Raw genomic sequence first — 11,465 nt, 5'->3', positions numbered from 1 at the left:
GGGGGGGGGGGGGCCCCGCCACGATCCAGTGACGTATCGGTCGGGGGAAGGTGAGTGGAGTTCAAAGACTATTACGACATCCTGGGCGTGAAGCCCGATGCCAGCGAGGCGGAGATCAAGGCCGCCTATCGCAAGCTGGCGCGGCAGTACCACCCGGACAAGAACAAGGAGCCGGGCGCCGAGGACAAGTTCAAGGCCGTCAACGAGGCCAACGAGGTGCTGCGCGACAAGGAAAAGCGCCGCGCCTACGACCAGGTGCGTGCCGGCGGCTACCGTGGCGGCGAGCAGTTCCGCCCGCCACCGGGCTTCGGCCAGGGTTACGATTTCGGCGAGGGCGGCGGCGACGGCGATTTCAGCGACTTCTTCGAGAGCCTGTTCGGTCGCGGTGGTGGGCACCGGGGTCAGCCACGGGCGCGGCGCGGTCGCGACGTGCAGGCCCAGGTGCAGATCGACCTGCAGACCGCGTTTGACGGCGGCCGCACCCGGGTGGCGCTGCATGACAGCCACGGCCATGAGCGCGTGCTCGAGGTGAAGATCCCGGCCGGCATCCAGCCGGGGCAGGTGATCCGCCTGTCCGGCCAAGGGCATGCCGGTGCCGCCGGTGGACCCAGTGGCGACCTGCTGCTGGAGGTGGCGATCCGCGACGACGCCCGCTTCAGGCTCGATGGCCGCAACGTGCTGCACGTGCTGCCGATCACTCCATGGGAAGCGGCGCTGGGCGCCACGGTGCCGGTGCCCACACTAGGTGGCGCGGTCGACCTGCGGATCCCCGCCGGTTCGCAATCCGGTCGCAAACTGCGCCTGAAGGGGCGCGGCATGCCGGGGGCGCATCCTGGAGATCAGCTGGTGGAGCTGTCCATCCGCACGCCGCCAGCCGAGGACGACAAGCAGCGCAAGGCCTATGAGTCCCTGCATAAGCATTTCGCGGACTACAACCCGCGTAGCTGACCTGCCTGCGGACACGCAAAAGCAGAACGGCGCCCTCGGGCGCCGTTCTCGTATCCGGAAGCGCGGAAGCTCAGCCCGGGAGCAGCTCGGTCAGCGTGGCCACCAGCTCGTCTTCCTTGATCGGCTTGGTCACGTAGGCCTTGGCGCCCTGGCGCATGCCCCAGACCTTGTCGGTCTCCTGGTCCTTGGTGGTCACCAGCACCACCGGGATGTGCGCCGTGGTCGGGTCCTTGCTGATCGTCCGGGTGGCCTGGAAGCCGTTGAGGTTCGGCATGACCACGTCCATCAGGATCAGGTCGGGCAGTTCGCGCTTGGCGGCTTCCACGCCGGCGGCACCGTCCTCGGCGGTGAGGGCCTCGTGGCCAAGCTTCTCCACGACGCGTTTGAGACCGAGCAGCTGCGACGGGGAGTCGTCGACGATGAGGATGCGGGCCATAAGGTGGGGATCCCTTGTTCGAAGTGAATGGATTCTAAGGCGCGCCCGACGCGCTTCCAAGTCGAGGCGGCGATTGGGGTCAAGTGTTGGCGTGGCGCACGATGGTACGGCCGAAGGAGCCGCCGGCAAGCATGGCGGGGAACACCCCCGGCAGCTCCTCCAGCGTGACTTCGCGGGTGGCGATGCGATCCAGGTGCAGGGGCTTCCACGGAGCGGCCAGGTGTTCCCAGACCCGCTGGCGCTGGTCCCGCGCGGTTCCGGCCGAGGCAACGCCCAGCAGGTTCACGCCGCGGATGATGAACGGCATCACGGTACTTTCGAAACCGATGCCGCCGGCATTGCCGCACAGCGCCACGTTGCCATAGGGGGCGATCAGCGGCAGCAGGCCGGCGAGCATCGCTCCGCCGACGTTGTCCAGCGCGCCGCCGAAACGGGCGGAGTCCATCGGTTTGCCGCTGAATGCCAGTTCGTGGCGGTCCAGGCACTGCGCCGCACCGAGCTGGCGCAGAAACTCGAAATGGTCGGCCTTGCCGCTGATCGCGTGGACTTCGAAGCCGGCGCGGCTGTAGATGTCGATCGCCAGCATGCCCACGCCGCCGGTGGCACCGGTCACGGCGAGCGGGCCCTGTTCCGGGGTCTGGCGGTTGTCGAGCATCTGCAGCAGGCCCAGCGCAGCGGTGAAGCCGGCGGTGCCGAGGATCATGCTCTCGCGCAGCGAGAGGCCGTCGGGCAGGGGAATCGTCCAGCGAGCGTCCAGCCGCACGTATTCGCCGTAGCCGCCGTCGCGCGTCTCGGACAGGCCGGAGCCGGTGCAAAGCACGGCGTCGCCCTCCCGGAACGCCGGATCGGTCGAGGCGACCACGTGACCGGCAACGTCGATGCCGCCGTTGAGCGGGAACTGCCGCAGGATCCGCCCCTTGCCGGTGCCGGCCAGCGCATCCTTGAAGTTGACCGAGGAGTAGGCCGCCTTGACCAGCACCTCGCCGGGGGAGAGATCGCCGCTGTCCATGGTTTCAATGCCGGCACGGTAGCCGGCATCGTCCTGGCGGATGCGAAAGGCGCGGAAGGCAGTCATCGGCACGTCCTCGGATCAGGCCCGGATGCTGGCCGGGCCGATCACACGGGCAGCCTGGCCTCCGTCGTAGTCGATCATCCAGTCGAACAGCTCGGGCATCGAAGAGCCGAACCATACACTGTCGCGCTGCCCCGGTTGAACAAAGCCCTCGTCGACCATGTGGCTCATCAGCGTCTTGAGCCCGGCGTAGTAGCCGCGCACGTCGAGGAAAGCGCAGGGGTAGCGGTGCAGTCCAAGCTGGGCCCAGGTGAGCATCTCGAACATCTCGTCCATGGTGCCGAATCCGCCGGGCAGGGCGACGAAGGCATCGGACAGCTCGTACATGCGCGTCTTGCGCTGGTGCATGGTTTCCACCACCACAAGCTCGGTCAGGCCGGTATGCGCGACTTCCTTCTCGACCAGCTGGCGCGGGATCACGCCCACCACCTTGCCGCCGGCGGTCAGCACCGCATCGGCCACGGTGCCCATCAGGCCGACCTTGCCACCGCCGTAGACCAGGGCGACCCCGCGTCGGGCCAGCTCCGTGCCGAAGTCGCGCGCCAGCGCGAGGTAGGCCGGGTCGTTGCCGTTGGCAGAGCCGCAGTAGACGCAGAGGGAGGTGATGTGGGGCATGGGGCGAGAAGTGAGTTAAGAGAAGTGAGGAGTGAGAGGTGCCGTGCGAGGCAGCAGGTGGATGGTGGCGACGAGGAAGGGATCAGGGGATGTGGGGAAAAGAGCGAGCCGGCATTGGCGTTTCTCTCACTTCTCACTTCTCACTTCTCTTCACTCACTCCTAAAAAAGACAGCCCGCCCATGTCACCACGAGCGGGCCGCGATGTATCAACCGGGCGATCAATTGCCCTTGTGGATGGCGCGCTTGTCGACCGACAGGGCGGCCTCATGCACGGCTTCGGACAGCGTCGGATGGGCGTGGACGATGCGCGCCAGGTCTTCCGACGAACCCTTGAACTCCATCGCCACCACGCACTCGGCGATCAGCTCGGACACGCCCGGGCCGACCATGTGCACGCCGAGGATGCGGTCGGTCTCGGCGTGGGCCAGCATCTTCACCTGGCCGAACGCCTCGTTCATGGCCACGGCGCGGCCGATGGCGGCGAACGGGAAGGTGCCGACCTTGTAAGGCACGCCTTCTTCCTTGAGCTGCTTCTCGGTCTTGCCGGCCCAGGCGATCTCCGGCTCGGTGTAGATGACCCACGGGATGGTGTCGAAGTTGACGTGGCCGGCCTTGCCGGCGATCCACTCGGCCACCGCCACGCCTTCCTCGGAACCCTTGTGCGCGAGCATCGGGCCGCGCACCGCGTCGCCGATCGCCCATACGCCATCGACGCCGGTGTGGTTGTGCTCGTCGACCACGATGCGGCCACGCTCGTCCAGCTTCACGCCGGTGTCGTCGGCCAGCAGGCCATCGGTGTAGGCGCGGCGGCCCACGGCCACCAGCAGCTTGTCGACCACCAGGCTCTGCTCGCCGTCCTTGTCGGCGTAGACCAGGTGCACGCCGTCCTTCTTCACCTCGGCCTTGGACAGCTTGGCGCCCATCTTGATGTCCAGGCCCAGCTTGGTGAATTCCTTGAAGGCGATCTTCGCGATGTCCGCATCGGCCGCGCCGAGGAACTCCGGCATGGCCTCGAGCACGGTCACTTCCGCGCCCAGGCGGCGCCACACGCTGCCCAGCTCCAGACCGATCACGCCGGCACCGATGACGCCCAGGCGCTTCGGCACCTCGGTGAAGTCCAGCGCGCCGGCATTGTCGACGATGTGCTTGCCGTCGAACTTGGCGAACGGCAGCTCGATCGGCACCGAGCCCGAGGCCAGCACGACATTGGTCGCGCCGATCGTCTGCTTGCTGCCGTCGTTGGCGGTGATTTCCACCTGGTTGCCCTTGAGCAGCTTGCCCTTGCCGTAGAACGCAGTGACCTTGTTCGCCTTGAACAGCTGGCCGATACCGCCGGTGAACTGCTTGACGATCTTGTCCTTGCGGCCGATGAAGGTCGTCAGGTCGACCTTGGCGCCGTCGACGGTGATGCCGTGCACCGGCAGGTTGTGCGCGATGTTGTAGAACTGCTTGGACGAATCCAGCAGCGCCTTGGACGGGATGCAGCCGACGTTGAGGCAGGTGCCGCCGAGGGCCTGCTTGCCGTCCTTGCCGGTGAAGGCGTCGATGCAGGCCACCTTCAGACCGAGCTGCGCGGCGCGGATCGCGCCGACGTAGCCGGCGGGGCCGGCGCCGATGAAGATGACGTCGAATTTCTGGTCGCTCATGGCGGGGTTCCTTGCTGGCGAGCATCGGGCTCGCTGGTGAAGCGGAAGGTGGGCTCGATTGCCGGAAAGGCAACCGGCAAGGCCGTGGTTTCAGGCGCTTGCCGGCATCGGAGCCTCGTTACCTATTTTCTGATGGCGGGGGCCGCCATCAGAGACCAAGAAGCATGCGCTGCGGGTTCTCGAGCTGGTTCTTGATGTCGACCAGGAACAGCACCGCATCCTTGCCGTCGATGATGCGATGGTCGTAGGACAGCGCCAGGTACATCATCGGCGCGGCGATCACCTGGCCGTTCTCCACCACCGGACGCTCCTTGATGGTGTGCATGCCCAGGATCGCGCTCTGCGGCGGGTTCACGATCGGCGTGGACAGCAGCGAACCGAAGGTGCCGCCATTGGTGATGGTGAAGGTGCCGCCCTGCAGGTCGTCCAGGCCCAGCTTGCCGTCGCGCGCCTTCTTGGCGTAGCCGGCGATGCCCTTCTCGACGTCGGCGAAGCTCATGTCCTGCACGTCGCGCAGCACCGGCGTCACCAGGCCCTTGTCGGTGGACACGGCGATCGAGATGTCCTGGTAGCCGTGATAGATGATGTCGTTGCCGTCCACCGAGGCATTGATGACCGGGTGGCGCTTGAGCGCCTCGGCCGCGGCCTTCACGAAGAAGCTCATGAAGCCGAGCTTGATGCCGTTCGCCTTCTCGAACGACTCGCCCAGCGTCTTGCGCATCTTCACCACCTCGGCCAGGTTCACCTCGTTGAACGAGGTCAGCATGGCGATCGAGTTCTTCGACTGCATCAGGCGCTCGGCGATGCGGGCGCGGATGCGGGTCATCGGCACGCGCTCTTCCGGACGGGCGCCCGGGGTCGGCTTCGCGGCCGGTGCGGCGGCCGGGGCGCTGCCACCCTTGGCGTAGTTGACCAGGTCTTCCTTGGTCACGCGGCCGTCGCGGCCGGTGCCGGCGACCTTGGAGGGATCGATCTTCTCTTCCTCGGCGACGCGGCGGCCGGCGGGGGAGAGGTCGTCGGTGCCCTTGCCGGAGGCCGCGGGGCCGGCGGCCTGGGCCGGGGCGGCCGCCTTCGGCGCTTCAGCGGCCGGAGCCGGGGCCGGAGCGGAAGCCGCGGCGCCTTCCTCGATGATCGCGATCACCTGCTCGCTGTTCACCGTGTCGCCTTCGGCGTGGCGGATCTCCTTGAGCACGCCATCGACGGTAGCGGGCACCTCGAGCACGACCTTGTCGGTCTCGAGATCGACAAGGTTCTCGTCGCGCTTGACCGCGTCGCCGACCTTCTTGTGCCAGGTCGCGATGGTGGCGTCGGAGACGGACTCGGGGAGAACGGGGACTTTGACTTCGATGGACATCACAGGGTCCTTGCTGGGGTTGGCACCCGTCCGTGGGTGCAGGAGCAAAGCGGCCGTCCCGGCCACGCTATTCGGAATAGGTTACTCGGCCGAATGGTCGGTGCCGATCGGGGCGACCAGCGCCTGCTCGACCAGCGCCGCCTGTTCGGCGTTGTGCTCGTTCAGATGGCCGGCGGCCGGTGCTGCCGAGCGCGCGCGGCCGGCATACGACAGCGTGTGCTTCGGACCGATGCAGGCCTGCAGGTGGTGGCGAATCTGGAACCAGGCACCCTGGTTCATCGGCTCTTCCTGGCACCAGATCACCTCCTTGGTGGCGCTGAAGCGGGCCAGCTCGGCCGTCACTTCCGGACGCGGGAACGGATAGAGCTGCTCCACGCGCACCAGCGCCACGTCCTCGAGGCCGCGCTTTTCGGCTTCCTCGAGCAGGTCGTAGTAGACCTTGCCCGCGCACAGCACCACGCGCTTGACCTTCTTCACCGGCAGGTCGCGGTGCTCGCCGAGCACCAGCTGGAACGAGCCGTTCGCCAGTTCGTCCAGGGTGGAGACGGCCAGCTTGTGGCGCAGCAGCGACTTCGGCGTCATCACGATCAGCGGCTTGCGCACCGGGCGCAGCATCTGGCGGCGGATCATGTGGAAGTCCTGCGCCGGGGTGGTCGGCACGCAGACCTGCATGTTGTTCACCGCGCACAGCTGCAGGAAGCGCTCGAGGCGGGCGGAGGAGTGCTCCGGGCCCTGGCCCTCGTAGCCGTGCGGCAGGTACAGCGCCAGGCCGCAAAGGCGGTTCCACTTCGACTCGCCGGAGCTGATGAACTGGTCGATCACCACCTGGGCACCGTTGGCGAAGTCGCCGAACTGGCCTTCCCAGATGTGCAGCGTGTCGGGGTCGGTGGTGGAGTGGCCGTACTCGAAGGCCATCACCGCCTCCTCGCTGAGCAGCGAGTCGATCACCTCGACGTTGGCACCGTCGCGGAGGGTGGCCAGCGGCATGTAGGTATGACCGTCCTTCTGGTCGTGCAGCACCGCGTGGCGATGGAAGAAGGTGCCGCGACCGGAGTCCTGGCCGACCAGGCGCAGGTTGCTGCCGCCGTCGATCAGGGTGGCGTAGGCCAGGTTCTCGGCGAAGCCCCAGTCGGCCGGGACCTCCCCGGCGGCCATCTTGCGGCGGTCGTCGTAGATCTTGTTCACGCGCGACTGCAGCGTTAGGTCGCCCGGCAGGTCGAGGATGCGGTTGGCCAGCTCCACCAGCTTCTTCTTCGGCACGGTGGTATCGGCCGGGGTCGACAGCGAGTTGTTGTAGAAGCGCGCCCAGTCGATCTCCAGGTCGCGCACCGGGGTCGGGTTGAACTCGGCCAGCGGCGAGCCGGCCTCCAGGCGGTCGCGGTAGGCATCCAGGCGCTTCTGGCCATCGCCCTCGGCGATCACGCCTTCCTTCTGCAGTGCCTGGGCATAAAGGTCGCGGGTGGTCGGGCGCTTGCGGATGATCTGGTACATGAGCGGCTGCGTCGCTGCCGGCTCGTCGGCCTCGTTGTGGCCGTGGCGGCGGTAGCACACGACGTCGATGACCACGTCCTTGCGGAACGTCTTGCGGAACTCGTAGGCCAGGCGGGTGACTTCGATCACCGCTTCCGGGTCGTCGCCGTTCACGTGGAACACCGGCGCGTTGACCATCTTGGCCAGGTCGGTGCAGTACATCGTGGAGCGGGCGTCCTGCGGATTGGAGGTGGTGAAGCCCACCTGGTTGTTCACCACCACGTGCAGGGTGCCGCCGATGCGGAAACCGCGGGCCTGGGACATGTTGAACAGTTCCATGTTCACGCCCTGGCCGGCCAGCGCCGCGTCGCCGTGGATCAACACGGCCATCGACTGCTGGTGCTCGGTATCGCGGCGGCGCAGCTGGCGCGCGTGCACGGAGCCGGCGACCACCGGGTTGACGATCTCCAGGTGCGACGGGTTGAACGCCAGCGCGACATGCACGCCGCCCTTCGGCGTCTTCAGGTCGGACGAGAAGCCCATGTGGTACTTCACGTCGCCGGAATACGACGGATCGTCGATGTGCTCGAACTTGCCCTCGAATTCGTCGAACAGGGTCTTCGGCGGCTTGCCGAGGATGTTGACCAGCACGTTGAGACGGCCGCGGTGGGCCATGCCGATCACCAGTTCCTTGATGCCGTTGTCGCCGGCCATGCGCACCACGTCGTCGACCAGCGGGATGAGGCTGTCGCCGCCTTCCAGCGAAAAACGCTTCTGGCCCACATACTTGGTGTGCAGGTAGCGCTCCAGGCCCTCGGTGGCGGTGAGCACGTCGAGCAGGTGGCTCTTTTCTGACTTGTCGAGGCCGGCGCTGCCGTTGGCCTGCTCCAGGCGGCTGTAGATCCAGTTCCGCTGGGCGTGGTCGGAGATGTACATGAACTCGGCGCCGATGGTGCCGGTGTAGATCTTCTTCAGCCGGGCCAGCAGCTCGCGCAGCTTCATGCGCTGGCCGCCGCCGGCATAGGTGCCGCAGTCGAACTCGGTGTCCAGGTCGGCTTCGCTCAGGCCATGGAAGGCCAGGCCGAGGTCCGGGGCGTCCATCTTCTGCGCCAGGCCCAGCGGGTCGAGATCGGCGCCCAGGTGACCGCGCGAGCGGTAGGCGGTGAGCAGACGAAGCACGCCAGCCTGCTTGCGCGCATGGGCGTCGTCGACAGTGGCGACGGCACTGCGGCGCTGCTTTTGCGCAGACTCAATACGCGCAATGGCCGCGGTGTGGGAGACATCTCCCGACGCGCGGCCATTGAAGGTCTGGAAGTAGCTGTTCCACTCGGCGGGCACGGAGCCCGGGTCGCTCAGCCACGCCTCGTAAAGTGCTTCGACATAATCGGCGTTGCCGCCTGCGAGTTGAGAGGACTCGAAGAACTCGCGAATCAGGTTTGTGCTCACGTTACCACCGGTTGGGGGGAGGGGGCCGTCGACGCTGCCCGTGGCGCAGCGGAGGGCTGGCAAAAATCTTGTTAATTATAGCGCCGGGCTGCTGCGTCGCGACAACCCGGGCGTGGGGTTGGACGATGGTCTATGCAAGGGGGCCGACCGCCGTGATCGCCGGCTGGGCGGGGCTTGTGCCGGAACGGCGGCCCGAATCGGGCGGGCCCGCCCGTTCAGCCACGGTCTAGAGGCCAAGCGCGAGCAGTTCGGTAGCCGGCACCGAGCGCTCCCAGACCTCGTCGAACTGTTGCATCAGCGGCGCCTGCCCGGCACGGTCGTGGCGCGAAGCCCGACCCTGCGGGCGATCGTGGTCGGGCAGGAACAGGTAGCCACCGGCATCGTTGAGCAGCCAGCCGGCGCGATTGGCCAGGTCCACCTCTTCCACCGGGCGGCGGATCTGGATCACGCTGGACAGGCGCTGCGCCAGCGCAACCAGCCGGTGTCCGTCGCGCAGGGCAGCCCCGGTGTCGTGCAGAAGAATGCGGATGCGTGCACCGCGACCGGAGGTGGCGACGCGGCGGAGTTCGGCCAGTTCCCCGGCGCTGGCGTAGTGCTCGCCGTCCAGCCGAGGCAGGTGGATCGCCAGCATGTGGCGGGCGTCGGCCAGCAGCAGGTGCCGGGTGGCGTCTACCGAAGGTCGATCCTCGGCAGGCAGCAGGCCTGAGTCGCGGGCGGGGCGTGGGCCGGGGGCCGCGGACGTCAGCGCGCGGCGGAGGGGCTGATGCATGCGCCCGGCCGCTTCGAACAATTCACCGGCCGGTACGAAGCCTTCCCGGGCGTAGAACGGCACCAGCTCCACCGGGGCATCCAGTCGCAACTCGTCCCAGCCGAAGCTGCTTGCCCGCTCGATCAGCTGGCGCAACAGGGCGGTGCCGACCCCGTGGCGCTGCCAGGTGGGCAATACCGCGACGCGGCTGATCCGCTGGTCCGGCGTGAGCCGGGCGGCGCCGATCGGGCAGTCGGTATCGTCACGGGCGATCAGGTGAAGGGCCTGCGGGTCGCCGTCGTCGAACTCCCACGCGGCCGGCAAACCCAGCCCATCGATCAACACCATCCGGCGCAGCTGGCGGACCGCCTCGCGGTCGCCATCACGGGCCCAGTCGGCACTGACGATATGGAAGTTCTCGAGCTTCACCCGCGCTTCGCCTTGCGCGGAACCAGATGGCCGTCGTCGAGCAGGGCGACCAGCAGGGCCTGCTCGGTGGCGTCGGGTGCGCCAGCGAGGGCGATCTCGCGTTCGGTGCACAGTCGCTGGGCCAGCGTCGGCGTGGCCGGGTGGGCCTGGCCGTTGACGAACAGCATGCAGTCGTTGCGGGTGCGTGCCCAGGCCATGCGCGACCACGGGTGACGCACGAACGACACGCCTTTGGCCAGCAGCTTGTCCAGGGCGGCGGCCGTGACCGGCCGTTCGGCCGGCGCCGGCTGCTGGGCCAGCCGGTAGCGGGTGATGAAGCGGCCGAACCAGTCCAGCAGAGTCGCGTCGTTGTAGGCCCCGGCGAACGGCAGCACGGAGCGCAGGCGCTCCAGCGCGTTGCGGTCGATTTCGCCCGGATTGCGGGCCGCCGCCAGGTCCGGGTCGGTGTAGCGGGCCTCTTCGGGCAGGCGGTCGGCCAGGTAGTCGGCGAAATCGCCGATCAGTTCGGCCTGGGATGGAGCGCGCATGCCGACCGAGAAGGTCATGCAGGGGCCGCCGAAGGCCACCCCGTCATGCGGCACGTTGGGCGGCAGGTAGAGCATGTCGCCCGGCTCCAGCAGCCATTCGTGGGTAGGCTCGAACTGCGCCAGCTGCTTCAGCTCGACGTCGGGGCGGAAGTCCTTCGGCGCATCCGGGTCGGTGCTGATCGCCCAGTGTCGCTGGCCCAGGCCCTGGATCAGGAACACGTCGTACTGGTCCACGTGCGCGCCCACGCCACCGCCGGGCTCGGCGTAGGAAATCATGACGTCGTCCACGCGCCAGCTCGGCAGGAAGGCGAACGGTTCGAGCAGGGCGGCGACGTCGGCATCCCACTTGTCCACGTCCTGCACCAGCAGCGTCCAGTTGGCGTCGCCGGTGGTGGCGAAGTCGGCTTCGTCCAGCGGACCGGTCTTCACCTGCCAGCGGTCGCGTTTCTCGTCGTGGCGGATCAGTCGCGACAGCGCCCCGTCCTCGCAGGCCAGGCCGGCGAGGTCTTCCGGCGCGATCGGCGGTTCGAAGCCGGGGAAGGCATTGCGCACCAGAAGCGGGCGTTTTTGCCAGTAGTCGCGCAGGAACTGGGCGGTGGACATGCCGAGCGGCTGGCGGGCGGAACCGCGCACCTCGATCGGCAGCGGCTTGCGGGAGGGGGAGGAGATGGCCATGGGCGCAATTGTAGCCATGGCCGGGGGCCCCATGTCCGGTCGGCATAAGGACATCGCCAATGATCCTTTGGGCGCGCGCCCGGGCGAGGGCAAGCTGG

At 67.8% G+C, this 11,465-nt stretch carries 9 protein-coding genes; 1 reads left to right on the top strand and 8 read right to left on the bottom strand.

Features of this window, described 5'->3' with window-relative positions; translation table 11 throughout:
- The first annotated feature begins 54 nt into the window (after window positions 1–54).
- Window positions 55–948 (top strand): DnaJ C-terminal domain-containing protein, encoded by an 894-nt coding sequence (locus C693_RS0115605; protein ID WP_017463211.1) that lies wholly within the window; start codon window positions 55–57, stop codon window positions 946–948.
- A gap of 70 nt (window positions 949–1,018) precedes the next feature.
- Here the strand turns inward: C693_RS0115605 and C693_RS0115600 are convergent, their stop codons facing one another.
- The 8 genes from C693_RS0115600 to C693_RS0115565 all read right to left on the bottom strand — a co-directional run bounded on the left by C693_RS0115600 (window position 1,019) and on the right by C693_RS0115565 (window position 11,367).
- The gene (locus tag C693_RS0115600) at window positions 1,019–1,384 is read right to left on the bottom strand and encodes a response regulator (protein ID WP_017463210.1); all 366 of its coding nucleotides are present in this window, start codon (window positions 1,382–1,384) and stop codon (window positions 1,019–1,021) included.
- 79 nt (window positions 1,385–1,463) lie between these two features.
- On the bottom strand, window positions 1,464–2,459 hold the full coding sequence (locus tag C693_RS0115595) for a YhdH/YhfP family quinone oxidoreductase (RefSeq protein ID WP_017463209.1): 996 nt from the start codon (window positions 2,457–2,459) through the stop codon (window positions 1,464–1,466).
- Between the two features lie 15 nt (window positions 2,460–2,474).
- Window positions 2,475–3,071 (bottom strand): TIGR00730 family Rossman fold protein, encoded by a 597-nt coding sequence (locus C693_RS0115590; RefSeq protein WP_017463208.1) that lies wholly within the window; start codon window positions 3,069–3,071, stop codon window positions 2,475–2,477.
- Between the two features lie 219 nt (window positions 3,072–3,290).
- Window positions 3,291–4,718, bottom strand: coding sequence for a dihydrolipoyl dehydrogenase (gene lpdA / locus C693_RS0115585; RefSeq protein ID WP_017463207.1), 1,428 nt, complete (start codon window positions 4,716–4,718; stop codon window positions 3,291–3,293).
- A 148-nt stretch (window positions 4,719–4,866) separates the two neighbouring features.
- Window positions 4,867–6,072 (bottom strand): 2-oxoglutarate dehydrogenase complex dihydrolipoyllysine-residue succinyltransferase, encoded by a 1,206-nt coding sequence (gene odhB, locus C693_RS0115580; protein ID WP_017463206.1) that lies wholly within the window; start codon window positions 6,070–6,072, stop codon window positions 4,867–4,869.
- A gap of 81 nt (window positions 6,073–6,153) precedes the next feature.
- A complete protein-coding gene (locus tag C693_RS0115575; RefSeq protein WP_017463205.1) occupies window positions 6,154–8,988 on the bottom strand; it encodes a 2-oxoglutarate dehydrogenase E1 component in 2,835 nt (944 codons plus the stop codon).
- 226 nt (window positions 8,989–9,214) lie between these two features.
- A complete protein-coding gene (locus tag C693_RS0115570) occupies window positions 9,215–10,165 on the bottom strand; it encodes a GNAT family N-acetyltransferase (RefSeq protein WP_017463204.1) in 951 nt (316 codons plus the stop codon).
- Entirely contained in the window at window positions 10,162–11,367 is a 1,206-nt protein-coding gene (locus C693_RS0115565; RefSeq protein WP_017463203.1) for a cupin domain-containing protein, read from the bottom strand. Before C693_RS0115565 ends, C693_RS0115570 begins: the two co-directional genes overlap by 4 nt.
- Window positions 11,368–11,465: the final 98 nt, after the last annotated feature.

Source organism: Dyella ginsengisoli LA-4 (assembly GCF_000334915.1).
GTDB classification, from domain to species: Bacteria; Pseudomonadota; Gammaproteobacteria; order Xanthomonadales; family Rhodanobacteraceae; genus Dyella_A; species Dyella_A ginsengisoli_A.
Note: the sequence above shows the minus strand (reverse complement) of the source record. Positions and strands in the feature narration are given on the sequence as shown.